We start from the raw sequence: 14,191 nt of genomic DNA, 5'->3' as shown, positions 1-14,191 counted from the left end.
CTGCATGCGCGTGCTCCTGGCCATCCACCATCCCCTGTCCCAGGACCTGGGCGCCCCCGGCGTGACGCTCGCGCTGGGCCGCGCGCTCCAGGCCCAGGGCTGCACCGTGGACTACTACGGCTACGGAGACGCCTTTCCCGGCGAGCAGCACCACACCGCGCTCCACAACCTGCGCTTCCCGTGGAAGCTCTCCGCGCACCTGGCCCGCGTGGCGCGCCGGTACGACGTGCTGGACGTCACCACCGGAGATGCCTGGCCCTGGGCGCGCGCCGGACGTCCCGGGGCGGCCCGCCGTCACGCGCTGGTGACCCGCAGCCACGGCCTGGAGCACACCGTCTCCGAACAGCTCCGCGCCGACGCGCGCGAGGGCAAGGCGCGCCTGAGCTGGAAGTACCCGCTCTACAACGGCGGCTTCCGCCTCTGGGAGGTGGCGCAGTCGCTGCGGCTCGCGGACCACGCCGTGCTCCTCAACGAAGCGGACGCCGCCTACGCGCGGGAGCGGCTGCGCGTCGCCGCTTCAAAGCTGAGCATCATCCCCCACGGGCTCGGTGAGGCCTTCCAGGGACTGCCCCTGCCCGAGCCGCTGGCGGAAGGCCCCCTGCGCCTCGCCACCGTGGGCACCTTCATCCAGCGCAAGGGCCGCGAGGACGTCATCGCCGCGGCGGGCCGCCTGCACGCGCTCGGCGTGGCCTTCACGCTGACCCTGTACGGCACCGGCACCCCCGAGCCCGAGGTCCGCGCCGCCTTCCCCCCGTCCGTCCAGCCCCACCTGCGCGTGGTGCCGGGCTACGCGCACGCGACGCTGCCCGGCCTGCTCGCACGCGAAGAGGTGTTGCTCTTCCCCAGCCACGCGGAGGGCTACGGCATGGCGCTGGTGGAGGCCATGGCGTCGGGGCTCGTGCCCGTGTCCACCCCGGTGGGGGTGGCGCCGTCCGTCGTGCATCCCGGGCACACGGGCTTGCTCGTGCCCGTCGGGGATGTGGACGCGCTGGTGGCGGCGGTGCGCGCGCTCGCGGCGGATCCGCTCCAGCGGTACGCGCTGCGCAGAGAAGCGCAGGCCCGGGTCCAGGGTCTCACCTGGCCCGACATCGCCGCGCGCACCCGGGGGCTCTACGAAGGGCTCCTGGACGCCAGGACTGCTGGCAGCAAGTAGGCAGGCACGCCTTTCCGCCCCGTGGGACCAGGACATTGACGCGCTGCACTGTTGGCCGTCACGATAGGGACAGACGCTCCCTGCATGACGACCTTCTTCGCTGCCTTCCTGGTTTCGCTCCTCGTGGCGCTGGCGCTGACGTGGGTCGTCCGTGAGCGTGCGCTCGCGTGGGGGTGGTTGGACCCGACGAACTCCAGCCGCAAGGTGCACGTGCGGCCCGTCCCGAGGTTGGGGGGCATCGGCATCGTGGGGGGCTTCTTCGCGCCGCTGTGCGCGCTGTTCCTCGTGAACACGGGCGTGGGCCTCCAGTTCCTCGCGCAGACGGACCTCATCGTGGGGCTCTTCGTCGGCGGCGCGCTCATCGCGGCGCTGGGGCTCTACGACGACCTGAAGGGCGCGGACGCGAAGCTGAAGTTCTCCGTGCAGTTCGCGGTGGCGCTGAGCCTGTACGCGCTGGGCTTCCGCATCGAAGTGCTCGCCAATCCCTTCGGCGCGGAGCTGTCGCTGGGGTTCCTGAGCCTGCCGCTCACGGTGGTGTGGGTGGTGGGCGTCATCAACGCGCTCAACCTCATCGACGGGTTGGACGGGCTGGCGGGCGGCGTCGCGTTCTTCGGCGTGGGCACCCACTTCCTGCTCGCGCTGGTGCGCGGGGACGTGCTGCTGTGCCTGCTGATGGCGGCGCTCGCGGGCGCCATCCTCGGGTTCCTGGTGTTCAACTTCAACCCGGCCTCCATCTTCATGGGGGACACGGGCAGCATGTTCCTGGGCTTCGTGCTCGCGGCGGTGTCCATCAAGACGTCGTCGAAGAGCGGCACCGCGGTGGCGCTGCTCGTTCCGGTGATGGCGCTGGGCCTGCCCATCATGGACACGCTGCTGGCCATGGTGCGCCGCTCGCTCCTGGGCAGACCCATGTTCAGCGCGGACAAGGAACACATCCATCACCGGTTGATGAGCCGCCTGCTGCTCACCCACCGAAGCACCGTGCTGGTGCTCTACGGGCTGTGCATGCTGTTCATGCTCACCGCGCTGGGGCTCCACTTCGCCAACAGCTTCCAGAGCGCGGTGCTGCTCTGTGGCATGGGCGTCGTCATCGTGGTGCTGATGCGCAAGCTGGGCTACCTGGACATGCGCCACGCGGGCTCCGTCCAGCAGACGCGCCAGCGCAACCAGCAGCTGCGCACATTGGTGAAGGCCGTCACCGGCGCGGTGCGCGCGGCCGGTTCGCTCCAGGACGTGTGGAACGCCGTGCGCCCCCTGGCGCAGGGCCTGGGCGCGGCCCAACAGGCGCTGCGCCTGCGCCGCCCGCACGAAGTGGACACGGAGGGCGTCGTCTTCGAGGCGCAGCGTCCGGAGGCCGGCACGTCCTCCCCGCTGGAGGTGCGCGTCGAGGTGAAGGACGGCGAGGCCCTGCTCGGCACGCTGCACCTGAGCTGGTGCGATGGACGTGGCGCCATCGACCGTGACGAGGAGCTGGCGCTGGAGGTGGTCGCGGACGCGGTGGCCGAGCGCACCGTGCAGCTCGCGGCCCTGGAAGCCGCCGCACCCGGGCGCATCATCGCCATGCGGCGGTAGGCCCCGTGAGTCCGGCTCCTCCTTCGGCCCTGCTGACGCTGCTGAAGTCCTGGCCGGAGGCCCCCGACTCGCCCGTGCTCCCGGAGGAAGCGGACGCGCTGGTGAAGGCCGCCGTGCGCCACGGCCTCGCGGGCTTCGTCGAACACGCGCTGACCCGCGCGGAGCTGGAACTTCCCCAAGAAGCGCGGGCCCTGCTGCGCCGCGAGTCACTGGCGGGCGCGGCCCGGGGCATGCGCGTGCGGGCGCTGCTGCTGCGCAGCGTGGAGGCCCTGGCGGCGGTGGACGTGGTGCCGGTGCTGCTCAAGGGCTATGGCCTGGCCCGCAGGCTCTACCCGGAGCCGCTGCTCCGGGCCACGACGGACGTGGACCTGCTCGTGCCGCGCGCCCGCGTGCTGTGCGCCGTGCACGCCCTGGAAGGGCTGGGCCTGACGACGAAGCCCGGCGACGGCGACCGCGACGACACCCACCATGTGGAGCTCACCGGCCCCGCGGGGCTGGTGGAACTGCACTACCGCGCACTCGCCGGCTACGGGCAGGCACTGGAGGGCGACGCGCTGGTGGCCCGCGCGGAGGACGCGGACCTGGACGGCCTGCGCGTGCGCTACCTGTGCGCGGAGGACGAGGCCGTGTACCTGGCCCTCCACGCGAGCAACCACCTGCTGCAGCGGCTGACGTGGCTCTTCGACTTGAAGCTGCTGGCGCGGGCGAAGCCCCACCTGGACTGGGAGCGCGTGGTGGCGCGCGCGAAGGAGACGGGCCTGCCCCACCTCGTCTGGTACGCCTGGGACGCCGCGCACCGGCTGCTGGACGCGCCCGTGCCGCAGCGCGTGCTCCAGGCCCTGGCCCCACCGGGGTGGCAGCGCGCGCTGGCGACCCGGCTGTTCTCCGGGCCCCGGCTCGTGGACTCGGAGCTGGCCCGGAACAAGCCGGCCTGGGTGGCCGCGAAGCTCGCGCTGGCGCCCCGGGCCCGGCCCATGGTGCGCTACGCGCTCCGACGGCTGCGAGGGCACTGGGCGCGCGGCGGGTAGGGTGCTCGGCTGGACCGTGTGCAAGACGGTCATTGCGGCGGATGGGCCCGGACCATTAAAGGTGCCGCACCATGGCGCCCAGTCTCCTCGATACCTTCCGGGTCCTGTCCTCCTTCGAGCCCCCGCGCGGAAAGCTCCGGGGTGCGCCCTGGGAGGCCTACGTCGACTGGGCCATCTCCCAGGGGCTGGCGCCGCTCGCCGCGTACAACCTGGAGTATCGGATGGGCGGAGGCGAGGCGCCCGAGTGGGCCCGCGACCGGATGATGTCCATCTACACCGGCTCCGTGAACGACAACGTGATGAAGCTGGTCCACTTCAAGCGCATCGTGGACCAGCTGGAGGGCCGTAAAATCCTGCTCCTGGGCGGCGCCGCCTTCGCGGAGGCGCTCTACCCCCACGTGGGCTTCCGCCCCGTGCTGGACATCCAGGTGCTGGTGCGCCGGCTGGATGTGGACGGCTTCGCCGGCTACCTGTCCAACCACGAGTTCGTCCCGGAGACGGACACGACGAACAGCGGCGCCGCGCGCGTGGTGTCCGACGGCCGCACGCCCATCTACCTGTACTCGGACGTGCTGGGCGCGAACCGACGTGAGCAGTTGGCCGGCATCTTCGACCGCGCCCGACCCATGAAGGTCTACGGCGCGTCCGTCTTCCGTCCGGAGCTGGAGGACGCGCTCCTGCTCACCGCGCTGGACCAGGCCCACCACGGCTACGACGTGCCGTGGTTGTCCTTCGTGGACCTGCGCGAGCTCGTCACCGGCGCCACCTGGATGGGCGGCGTGTATTCGCGACCCATGGAGATTCCCGCACTGCTGGAGCGGGCGGAGGCGTTCGGTCTGGAGCGCGCGCTGTACACGTCGCTGGCCATCGTCGCGCGGCTGTTCCCGGACGCGGCGGCGCAGGCCACCGCCGCCATGCCCCCGCTGCGGCGGGCGACCCGGGAGCTTCTGGACCGGGGGGTGGTGGGTCCAGTGAGCACCCCCGGACGTGCGTCCGCCCTGCGGGGCGTGGACCGGCTGCGCCGCCTCCTCACTGGGCGATAAGCCTGTTTGGTCGCTCGGCGTTCAGCGCCCCTGGGCTTTCTTTCGGTGCGCGGGTCGGCGTAGAAGTTCAATGACGCCACCTGTCGAAAACCCAGGACCTTTCAAGAATGCGCATTGCCATTATCGGATCGGGCTACGTCGGACTCGTCGCGGGCACCTGCTTCGCGGACTCGGGCAACGACGTCGCGTGCGTGGACATCGATGAGCGGAAGATCCGCATGCTCCAGGATGGGCAGGTTCCCATCTACGAGCCGGGTCTGGAGGAGCTGATCCGCAAGAACGTGAAGGAGAAGCGCCTCACGTTCACGACGAACCTGGCGGAGGGCGTGGCGAACGCCCAGGCCGTGTTCATCGCGGTGGGCACGCCGGAAGGCGAGAGCGGCGAAGCGGACCTCCAGTACGTCATCGCGGCGGCGCAGGCGGTGGGCCGCGCCATCAAGCAGTACACGGTGGTGGTGGACAAGAGCACCGTGCCGGTGGGAACCGCGGACAAGGTGCGCGAGGCCATCGCGAAGGTGACGAGCGTGGAGTTCGACGTCGTCTCCAACCCGGAGTTCCTCAAGGAAGGCGCCGCGCTGGACGACTTCTTCAAGCCGGACCGCGTCGTCATCGGCGCTGACACCGAGCGCGCCCGGAACATCATGGGCGAGCTGTACGCGCCCTTCGTGCGCACCGAAAACCCCATCCTCTTCATGGACACGCGCTCCGCGGAGCTGACGAAGTACGCGGCCAACGCGATGCTCGCCACGCGCATCTCGTTCATGAACGACGTGTCCGCGCTCTGCGAGAAGGTCGGCGCGGACGTGGACTTCGTGCGCAAGGGCCTGGGCGCGGACAAGCGCATCGGCTACCCGTTCCTCTTCCCCGGCGTGGGCTACGGCGGCTCCTGCTTCCCCAAGGACGTGAAGGCGCTCGTCACGACGGCGCGCGAGTACGGCCTGGAGCTGGACCTGCTGCGCGCGGTGGAGCGCACCAACGAGCGGCAGAAGAAGCTGCTCGTGAACAAGGCCGTGAAGCACTACGGCACGCTGGAGGGCAAGAAGTTCGGCGTGTGGGGCCTGGCGTTCAAGCCCAAGACGGACGACATGCGCGAGGCGCCGTCCATCGAGGTCATCGAGGGCCTCATCGGCAAGGGCGCGCAGGTGATTGCCCATGACCCGGTGGCCTCGCACGCGGCCAAGCGCGTCTTCGGCGACCGCATCCGCTACGCGGAGCTGCCCTACGACGCGCTGGAGGGCGTGGACGGCCTGTTCGTCGTCACCGAGTGGAACGAGTTCCGCCACCCGGACTTCGCGCGCATGAAGTCGCTGATGAAGTCGCCCGTCGTCTTCGACGGCCGCAACGTCTTCCAGCCCGCTCGCATGCGTGAGCAGGGCTTCACCTACTTCGGCATCGGGCGCCGCTAGAGATGAAGCAGAAGACGGGCGCTTCGCTGGATGCCCTCACGGGGCTGCGCTTCCTGGCGGCCCTTCACGTGGTCCTCTTCCACTTCGGGACGCCCTGCCTCGCGGGGTGGGCCCCGGAGTGGATGGTCCACATCGTGGCCTCCGGCTACGCGTCCGTCGGCGTGTTCTTCCTGCTGTCCGGCTTCGTGCTCGCGTACAACTACGTGGACGCCGAAGGCCGGATGCAGACGCCGTCCCGCTCCTTCTGGAGCGCCCGCGTGGCGCGCGTCTACCCGGTGTTCCTGCTGACGTTCCTCTTGTCCGCGGCGCCCACCATGGGGCGCTCGCTGGCGGTGAACTCGCTGCCCGTGGCCGCCGCGAAGCTGGGCACCGCGGGCTTCACCACGCTGGCGCTGCTCCAGGCGTGGGTGCCCAGGCTGGCGCTGTACTGGAACCCGCCGGGCTGGTCCGTGTCCGTGGAGGCGTTCTTCTACGCGGTGTTCCCTTCCCTGGGGCGCCGGCTGGAAGGCTTCAAGGGCGCGCGGATGACGGCGGCCCTCGCGGGCGTGTGGGCCCTGGGGCTCTTGCCGCCGGTGCTCTATGTCGCCCTGCGGCCGGACGGTGCGGGCACGCTGGACGCCGCGTCGGAGGGCATCTGGTTGGCGGTGGTGAAGTTCAACCCGCTGATGCGTCTGCCGGAGTTCCTGCTGGGCGTGCTGCTGGGGCTCGTCTTCGTGCGCGAGCGTTCGGAAGCCAGCGCGGCCCCCCGCTCTGGCGCGGTGATGGCGGCGGCGGGCGCGGCGCTGCTGCTCGCGGGCTTCTCGCAGGGCGGACGGATTCCGTACCCGCTGATGCACAACGCGCTGCTGGCGCCCGCGTCGGCGCTGCTGGTGTACGGGCTGGCGCGCGGCGGTGGAGCGCTGGGGGCCGTGCTCGCGCGGCCGTGGCTGGTGCACCTGGGTGGGGCCAGCTACGCGCTGTACCTGCTCCAGTACCCCATCAGTGAGTTCGTGCACTGGCTGGAGACGCGCGTGGACCTGTCGTCGCCCTGGCGCTTCCTGACCGTGTTGCTGGTGCTGCTGGTGCCCGCGTCGGTGGCGGTGCACCGGTGGGTGGAGACGCCGTGGCGCTCGCGGGTGAAGCGCGGGCTCCAGCCGTGGGTGGACGGTGGAGCGCCGGTCGCGGCGCGCGTGGTGCCGGGCGCCTGAAGTCCCCGTGAGGACGCCGGACGCTGACCTTCAGCGGACGGCGTTCAGCGGGCGAGGCCGCAGGCCTTCTTGCCTTCCTCGGTCTCGATGGTGCGGCAGTCGCAGCCCTCAAGCCGCGCCTCGCAGGCAATCTCATCTTCCGCGGTGGGCTCCACGCGGGCTTCCTCGTCCGCGGCGCGCTGCTGGCAGACCTGCTTCTCCACCGAGTTCAAGGCGCACTCGCAGAGCTTCTCGGACAGTTCGCGGCAACTCGTCTTGCACGCGGTGAGTCCGGAGAGGGAGGCGCAGAGAACGGCGGCGGTGAGCAGGAGGCGACGCATGGGTCGGGGACGATGCCAGATGGGTCTCTGGATGCAAGCGATGTCCCGGCGCGCCGGTTCATTCGACACTCCGGCGAGGCGCGTCCGGGAAGGAGGCGTCCGGGCGGCGAGTTCCCTGGTCGGGGGGAGGTCCCCGGGCGGAAGGAACGGGTCCGCCTGGGCCCGTGACATACTCGCGCCCTCCGCATGGCTCCCGAGTCCCGTCGCGTCTCCCGGTACACCCTGTCCGCCGAGGCGGCCCTCGCGGCGCTGCTGGTGCTGGGCCCGGTGGCGCTGGGCGGCGCGGCGCACTGGCTGGCCTGGCCGCTGAGCGCCCTGGCCGGACTGGCCTCGGTGCTGGCGGCGGTGGGGGCTCGCCGGCAGGGGGACACTCCCAGGATTCCCTTCCTGGCGGTGCCGCTGGTGGGTGGCGTGCTCTTGTGCGCGCTGCAGCTCGTGCCGCTGCCGTCGGCGGTGCTGGGGTGGGTGAGTCCAGAGGCCGCGGCGCTGCGCGAGGACGTGCTCGTGCCGCTGGGGCTCACGGGCTTCCGGCCGGTGTCGCTGGAGCCTTCCGCGACGTGGCGGGAGCTGGCGAAGCACGGAGCCTATCTCCTGACGTTCCTCGCGGCGGCGCAGGTGTGCCGGGCCCGGGCGTCGCGCAAGCGGCTGCTGTCGGTGCTGGCCTTCACGGGCGCGGCGGTGGCGGCGGTGGGGCTGGGGCACGCGCTCTTCAACGTGGAGACGCTCTTCGGCCTGCGCGCGTATGTGCATGCGCGGCCGCCGCTGGTGACGCCGTTCGGCAACCCCAACCACCTCGCGGGCTACCTGGGGCTGACGGCGACGGTGGCGGTGGGGCTGGCGCTGTCGGCGCAGCCGCGTTCGCGCGCGTGGCCCTTCGCGGTGGCGGCGCTCCTCTCCGGCGCGGGCGTGCTGTTGTCGCTGTCGCGCGCGGGCATCGTGTTCTTCGTCTTCGGTCAGGTGCTGCTCGCCGCGTGGCTGTCGAAGCAGCGGCGTGAGGCGCGCACGCCCGCGAAGCCCTCCTGGGGCCGGGGCGCGGCGGTGCTGCTGGGGCTGCTGGCGACGCTGTCGGTGGGCGCGTACCTGGCGGCGGACAATCTGTGGGCGGAGGCGCGCACGGCGGACAGCGTGGAGTCCCTGCGCCACGGCAAGGTGGAGCCGTGGCCGATGATGGCCCGCGCGGCCCGCGCCTTCCCGGTGCTGGGCATGGGGCGCGGCGCGTTCGAGGCCGCGTTTCCCCGCTACCAGACCGAAGCGAACCCCAACACCTTCACGCACCCGGAGAACGCGGTGTTGCAGGTGACGACGGAGTGGGGCGTGCCGGGCCTGCTGCTGCTCCTGCTGGGTGTCTGGGGCTTCGTGGGGCTGGTGCGCCGCGAAGGCCATGGCCCCGTGGAGCTGGCGGTGCTGTCGGGCGTGGCGGCGCTGGCGCTGCACAACCTGTTCGACTTCAGCCTGGAGCTGCCCGCGTGCGCGGTGGCGGTCGCGGTGGTGCTGGGGGCGGTGGCGCGGCCTCGCGAATCCGAACGCATGTTCTCGCGGAGCACGCGCACCCATGCGCTGCCCACCGGTCCGGCGCTGGCGCTGGCGGCGGGGCTCACGGCGGTGATGCTCGTCGCGCTCGTGCCGGGCGGGCGCCGGATGGAGGACGCGGAAGCTCAGCTGTCCGAACGCGTGTCGGCCCGAGCCCCCCGAGCGGAGGTCCGCGCGCTGGGGCTTTCGCTCATCGACGTGCACCCGACGGACTACCTGCTGTACCGCCTGGTGGCGATGGCCTCCGTGGGGGACGGCGCGGCGGGGGCGAAGGACGCGTTGGCCTTCGTCAACCACGTGCTGTACCTGCGGCCGCTGGATGCGCCGGCGCACCGCGTGGCGGCGCGGGCCCTGCTGCACCTGGGCCGGCGCGCGCAGGCCTTCCTGGAGTACCGCCTGGCGCATGAGGCCGGCGACACGCGCGTGCTGCTGACGGAGGCGATGCCCCGGGCGCGCACGCCGGAGGAGCTCGCGACCCTCACGCCCGAGGCCCCCGGACAGGCCACGGAGCTGGCCCGGTCCCTGGTCGGCATGCCCGAGCGTCGCGTGCTCGGGCTGGCCTGGCTCGCCTGGGCGCGCGAGCACTTCGAAGGCCGCCCCGAGGCCACGGCGCTGTGGATGGAGGAGGTTCGTGGCCGGCTGGCCCAGGGTGAACTGGACGCGGCGGAGGCGGCGTGGGCGGAGGTGGAGCGATGGGCTCCGGATGCCCTGGCCACGCACCTGCTGCGCGCGGACGTGTGGCGCGCGCGAGGAAAGGGGGCGGAGGCGCTCCAGGCGCTGGAGGCCCTCGCGAAGCGCTTCCCCCAGGACGTGGAGCTGGCGTTCACCCTGGCGGCGCGGCAGCAGGAGGCGGGGCTGACGCGGCGAGCCCGGGACACGCTGGACGCGGTGGCGCCCTTCCTGACGAACCTCCAGCAACGCGCGCGGCTGCTCTCCCTGGAGGCGGACTGCTTCGAGCGCGAGGGACTGCTGGCCCGCGCGCTGGAGCAGCGGCGCTCGGTCGCGGGGCTGGTGCCCGGGCCGGACAGCCACTTCGCGGTGGCCCGCTTGCAGGAGCGGCTGTCGCGCTACGACGCGGCGGCGCGCTCGGTGCACGAGGGCCTGCGGCTCATGCCTCCCGGAGGCGCTCGGCGCGCGGAGATGGAGGCCTGGGCCGTGCGGCTGGAATCACACGAGCGTGCGCAGGTGGACGCACGCCGCCAGGAGTTGTTGGAGGATCCGAAGGCGCAGGAGCGCGAGCAGTACCTGCGCCGCTCGCAGGTGGTCAGCGACTCCCCCGCGCCTTGACGGACGGCCCGCGCAGTCAGGCCGAAGCGCCTGACTCCTCCATGGGCGAGGAATACGAAGCCTGCGAGCCCCGCTCCGCTGCGAGCGGCTGGATGAATGACGCGACCAGCGGCCACTCCAGCCGCGCGAAGTCCTGGAAGCGCAGCTCCAGGGCCTCCTCGTGCGAGCCCGCGCGGAACAACAGCCGCTCGTTGAGGCTCAGCGATTCGTCCACGGCGACGGGCAGGCCGTACAGCTCTCCAAACGGAGGCTCGGCGCCGGGCTCACAGCCGGGGAAGTGGTCGACGAACTCGGACTCGGTGGCGAGCCGCGCGGTGTGCACGCCCAGGATGTCGCGAACCTGCCGCAGGTCCACGGATGCCAGCGCGGGCACGACGACGATCCAGGGCTGCCGGTTCGCCTTCACGATGACGGACTTCGCCACCCGCCAGCCGGGCACGTTGAGGACCTCCACCAGCTCCGTCGCGGACTCGGCCCGGGCGTGGGCATACCGCTCGAAGGGGACGCGATGGCGCCGGAGGTATTGCTGGATGGCAACAGGGATCATGGGGACCTCACCTCCTTACCGTTCAAGGTGTGTCCGGACGACGCAGGCGGCCATTCGCCACGCCAGCTCAGGAGGGCGCGGGGGCCTGCCCTCGGCAGGTGGGCCGGAGGGCAGCCAGGGGGCCACTACTGCTGGAAATCGTACACGCTGCCCAGCTTCAACAGCCGCGTCAGCTCGTCGAGCGCGGTCATCGTCTCGCGCGCGAGCAGCGGATCCCTCACGTCCTCGGGACGAAGCACCTCGCGGTAGTGCCGGCGCACCCAGGCGGCCAGGGCCTCATGGAGGGCGGGGGAGTAGAAGACGTCCGCGGTGATGGCGGCCCGCTCCGCGTCCGTCAGGGAGATGCGCTGGCGCAGACACGCCGGCCCGCCGCCGTTGTTCATGGACTGGCGCACGTCCAGGTAGTGCACCGCCTTCACCGGGTTGTCCTCGGCGACCACGCGTTGCAGGAAGGCGTGCGCGTGGGGCGTCTCGCGGCTCTCGATGGGGGCGATGATGGCCATGGTGCCATCCGGCAGCGACAGCACCTGCGAGTTGAACGGGTAGGCCTTCACCGCGTCCTTCACCGGCAGCTCGTCGTTCGTCGCCACCACGGAGCGGAAGTCCGCGCCCAGCTTCTGTCGCAGCGTTTCCAGGAGCGCCGGGGGGTCCGCGAACGCCAGCGCGTGCAGCATGAGGAAGCGCTCGTTGCCCACCGCGAGCACGTCGGTGTGGAACGCGCCCGCGTCGATGCCGTCCGGGTGTTGCTGGGGCATCAGCACCTGCGCCGGATCCAGCTGGTGCAGCCGGGCCAGGGCCTGGCTGGACTCCAGCGTCTGGCGCGCGGGGAAGCGCTGAGGGCCCTTCACGTCCTGCCACGCGCTGCGGCCCCAGGCGAGCAGGTGCACGGCCTTGTGTCCGGGCGTGAAGAGGCGCGTGTGGTTCGCCGCGCCCTCGTCCGCGAAGTGGGCGGCGCCCGGCAGCGGGGCATGGACCAGGAAGTGCTTCGGATCCGCGAAGATGGCGCGCAGCACCGCGTGCGTGGTGTCCGCCTCGATGGCGCGGTGGAACATCTGCGTGAGGTTCGCGGGCGTCAGGTGCACCCGTCCATCTGCGGTGTCCACCGACGGCGCGACGGTGGCCGCGTTCGCCGTCCACATGGCGGAGGCGCTGGAGGTGAGGCGCAGGAGGTGTTCGGCGTCGCGCGCGGCGCGGGTGATGACCTCCTCGTCGGACCCCGTGAAGCCCAGGGCGCGCAGCGTGCGCAGGGACGGGCGCGGCTGGGGCGGCAGCACCGCCTGCCCCACGCCCAGCTCCGACACGAAGCGCATCTTCTCCAGCCCCTGGAGCGCCGCCGCCCGGGGCTGGCTTGGCTGGCCCCCGTGGGTTTGTGACGCCAGGTTGCCGGGCGAGAGACCGGCGTAATTGTGGGTCGGACCAATGAGGCCGTCGAAGTTGTATTCGCGCATGGGATATGGAGACGCGTCGTGGAGCGTCCCCCCTTAACAAAGCGCCTGAAGCGTTACCTGCGCTACCTGCTCATCGCCGGGATGTTGCGCCTGCTCCAGTTCCTGTCGCTGGGAACCGCACGCACCCTGGGCATGACGCTGGGCGGCTGGGCCTATGCCCTCGCGGGAGGCGAGCGCCGCAAGGCCCTCAAGTCGCTTTCCCGCGCCTTCCCCGACCGGAGCGACGCGGAGCGTGACGCGCTCGCCCGTGGCGCCTTCCGCCATCTGGCCGCCGCCGCCCTGGAGGTCGCCTCCGCGCGCGCCCTGGATGCCGGGCTGGAGGCCCTGGTGTCCTGGCCCGCAGGGGACCGGGCCGTGCTGGAGGCGGCGCTCGCGAAGGGCAGGGGCGTCGTCTTCGTCTCCGGCCACGTGGGCAACTGGGAGCTGCTCGCCCGGCGCGTGGCGAAGGCGGGCTACCCCAGCCAGAGCATCGCGAAGGAGACCAGCGACCCGCGCCTCACCGCGCTCGTGGAGGACTTCCGGGCGAAGGGCGGGGTGCGCAGCATCTGGCGCGGCCAGGAGGGCGCGGCCAGGGCCATGCTCCGGGCCCTGCGGAGCGGGGAGATCCTGGGCATCCTCATCGACCAGGACACCAAGGTGCAGTCCGTCTTCGTGCCCTTCTTCGGGGAGCTGGCCGCCACCCCGCGCGCGGCGGCGGACCTGGCGCTGCGCACCGGCGCGGCCGTGGTGGTGGGCTTCTGCCAGCGCGAGGGAGAGGGCTACCGGCTCACCATGGAGGAGGTCCCCGCGCCGGAGGTGACGGAGCGCGAAGCGGCCGTCCAGGCGCTCACCGCCGCCCTGTCCCAGCGCATCGAGGCAGCCATCCGCCGGGCACCCGAACAGTGGGTGTGGATGCACCAACGCTGGAAGACGCGCCCTGTCATGGAGGCGTCGCAGGCCGCTGCCCCGGCCCTTCCCGACCCAGCGTCCGCCCCGGTGCGGTGATAAGGAAGACCCCGTGTCGCGCCTCCTTGCCTTGAGCTTCCTGGGACTCCTCGCCACCGCATGCACGCCGCGCCGTCCCGCCGAGGGCGCCCCGAGCGAGCCGCGCCCGGACGTGGTGCTGGAGGGCGCGCGCCTGCGCTCGTTCGAGGGCGAGAAGCTCCTGGTCTCCGGCTCCGCCCGGACCGTGCACTACCGGCGCGCGGGCGGCGAGGTGCAGGCGACGGATGTGGTCGTGCGCCTGCCACCCGGCCAGGGCTCACAGGGCTCGCCCCTGCCCATGGCGGGCGGCTCGGTCATCACCGCGCCGAATATGGACGGCAGCCTCGCGTCCAAGCAGTGGGTGGGCAGCGGAGGCGTCGTCGTGCGCACCGGTGACGGCATGGTGGCGCGCACGCCCAGGCTCACCTACGACGCCACGACGCAGCGGGCGCATGGCGAAGAGGGCGTGACGATGCAGGGCCCCGACTACCGGATGCGCGCGGACCGCTTCGAGCTGTCCGCGCCGGATGAGACGTTCACCTTCGAGGGCACGGTCGAGACCGTGCTGGGTGGAGCCGCGCAGTGATCGAGTTCCTCGTGATGGCGCTGTTCCTGGCCCAGCCCACGCCCGCCCAGGCCGCGAAGCCCGCGAGCCCGGCCACGGCGGGAGCGACCGCCCCGGCGACGAAGCCCGGGACCCCGGCCTG

Annotated in this window: 12 protein-coding genes; 9 read left to right on the top strand and 3 right to left on the bottom strand. The window is 72.1% G+C overall.

From position 1 onward, the window contains the following. Positions 1-4 precede the first annotated feature (4 nt). From D7Y13_RS09560 to D7Y13_RS09535, 6 genes are all read left to right on the top strand, one after another. Complete coding sequence (locus D7Y13_RS09560) at positions 5-1,153, top strand: glycosyltransferase family 4 protein (protein ID WP_120583588.1); 1,149 nt, start codon at positions 5-7, stop codon at positions 1,151-1,153. Positions 1,154-1,237: 84 nt separating this feature from the next. Then, complete coding sequence (locus tag D7Y13_RS09555) at positions 1,238-2,725, top strand: MraY family glycosyltransferase (RefSeq protein ID WP_120583587.1); 1,488 nt, start codon at positions 1,238-1,240, stop codon at positions 2,723-2,725. A gap of 5 nt (positions 2,726-2,730) precedes the next feature. Then, complete coding sequence (locus tag D7Y13_RS09550) at positions 2,731-3,753, top strand: nucleotidyltransferase domain-containing protein (protein WP_199732761.1); 1,023 nt, start codon at positions 2,731-2,733, stop codon at positions 3,751-3,753. A gap of 71 nt (positions 3,754-3,824) precedes the next feature. Continuing rightward, positions 3,825-4,796, top strand: coding sequence for a nucleotidyltransferase domain-containing protein (locus D7Y13_RS09545; protein WP_120533716.1), 972 nt, complete (start codon positions 3,825-3,827; stop codon positions 4,794-4,796). Between the two features lie 107 nt (positions 4,797-4,903). Next, positions 4,904-6,202, top strand: coding sequence for a UDP-glucose dehydrogenase family protein (locus D7Y13_RS09540; RefSeq protein ID WP_120533715.1), 1,299 nt, complete (start codon positions 4,904-4,906; stop codon positions 6,200-6,202). Between the two features lie 2 nt (positions 6,203-6,204). Further along, positions 6,205-7,389, top strand: a complete 1,185-nt coding sequence (locus D7Y13_RS09535; RefSeq protein ID WP_120583586.1) for an acyltransferase family protein — start codon at positions 6,205-6,207, stop codon at positions 7,387-7,389. Positions 7,390-7,433: 44 nt separating this feature from the next. Here D7Y13_RS09535 and D7Y13_RS09530 read toward each other — a convergent pair whose 3' ends face one another. After that, positions 7,434-7,709 (bottom strand): hypothetical protein, encoded by a 276-nt coding sequence (locus D7Y13_RS09530; protein ID WP_120533713.1) that lies wholly within the window; start codon positions 7,707-7,709, stop codon positions 7,434-7,436. A gap of 186 nt (positions 7,710-7,895) precedes the next feature. On the opposite strand from D7Y13_RS09530, the gene D7Y13_RS09525 reads away from it, so the two are divergent. Then, a complete protein-coding gene (locus D7Y13_RS09525) occupies positions 7,896-10,526 on the top strand; it encodes an O-antigen ligase family protein (RefSeq protein WP_120583585.1) in 2,631 nt (876 codons plus the stop codon). Between the two features lie 16 nt (positions 10,527-10,542). On the opposite strand, the gene D7Y13_RS09520 is transcribed toward D7Y13_RS09525, so the two are convergent. Beyond that, on the bottom strand, positions 10,543-11,073 hold the full coding sequence (locus tag D7Y13_RS09520) for an aminoacyl-tRNA deacylase (protein ID WP_120583584.1): 531 nt from the start codon (positions 11,071-11,073) through the stop codon (positions 10,543-10,545). A 125-nt stretch (positions 11,074-11,198) separates the two neighbouring features. Next, complete coding sequence (astB, locus tag D7Y13_RS09515) at positions 11,199-12,521, bottom strand: N-succinylarginine dihydrolase (protein ID WP_120583583.1); 1,323 nt, start codon at positions 12,519-12,521, stop codon at positions 11,199-11,201. Between the two features lie 18 nt (positions 12,522-12,539). Between astB and D7Y13_RS09510 the strand changes: the two genes are divergently transcribed. Both D7Y13_RS09510 and lptC read left to right on the top strand, forming a co-directional pair. Next, positions 12,540-13,505 carry a lysophospholipid acyltransferase family protein gene (locus tag D7Y13_RS09510; RefSeq protein WP_120583582.1) on the top strand — a complete coding sequence of 322 codons (966 nt, stop codon included), beginning with the start codon at positions 12,540-12,542 and terminating at the stop codon, positions 13,503-13,505. Positions 13,506-13,518: 13 nt separating this feature from the next. After that, positions 13,519-14,070, top strand: coding sequence for an LPS export ABC transporter periplasmic protein LptC (gene lptC, locus D7Y13_RS09505; RefSeq protein WP_120533708.1), 552 nt, complete (start codon positions 13,519-13,521; stop codon positions 14,068-14,070). The last annotated feature ends 121 nt before the right edge of the window (positions 14,071-14,191 follow it).

The organism is Corallococcus praedator (assembly GCF_003612125.1).
In the GTDB taxonomy this organism is placed as follows: Bacteria; Myxococcota; Myxococcia; order Myxococcales; family Myxococcaceae; genus Corallococcus; species Corallococcus praedator.
This window is presented reverse-complemented; position numbering and strand designations above follow the sequence as displayed.

What these genes read in the sequence shown, in the direction of transcription:
- D7Y13_RS09520 (WP_120583584.1), bottom strand. Translation starts at nt 11,073, where the DNA reads ATGATCCCTGTTGCCATCCAGCAATACCTCCGGCGCCATCGCGTCCCC.
- D7Y13_RS09545 (WP_120533716.1), top strand. Translation starts at nt 3,825, where the DNA reads ATGGCGCCCAGTCTCCTCGATACCTTCCGGGTCCTGTCCTCCTTCGAG.
- D7Y13_RS09530 (WP_120533713.1), bottom strand. Translation starts at nt 7,709, where the DNA reads ATGCGTCGCCTCCTGCTCACCGCCGCCGTTCTCTGCGCCTCCCTCTCC.
- D7Y13_RS09535 (WP_120583586.1), top strand. Translation starts at nt 6,205, where the DNA reads ATGAAGCAGAAGACGGGCGCTTCGCTGGATGCCCTCACGGGGCTGCGC.
- D7Y13_RS09540 (WP_120533715.1), top strand. Translation starts at nt 4,904, where the DNA reads ATGCGCATTGCCATTATCGGATCGGGCTACGTCGGACTCGTCGCGGGC.
- D7Y13_RS09525 (WP_120583585.1), top strand. Translation starts at nt 7,896, where the DNA reads ATGGCTCCCGAGTCCCGTCGCGTCTCCCGGTACACCCTGTCCGCCGAG.
- D7Y13_RS09560 (WP_120583588.1), top strand. Translation starts at nt 5, where the DNA reads ATGCGCGTGCTCCTGGCCATCCACCATCCCCTGTCCCAGGACCTGGGC.
- astB (WP_120583583.1), bottom strand. Translation starts at nt 12,521, where the DNA reads ATGCGCGAATACAACTTCGACGGCCTCATTGGTCCGACCCACAATTAC.
- D7Y13_RS09555 (WP_120583587.1), top strand. Translation starts at nt 1,238, where the DNA reads ATGACGACCTTCTTCGCTGCCTTCCTGGTTTCGCTCCTCGTGGCGCTG.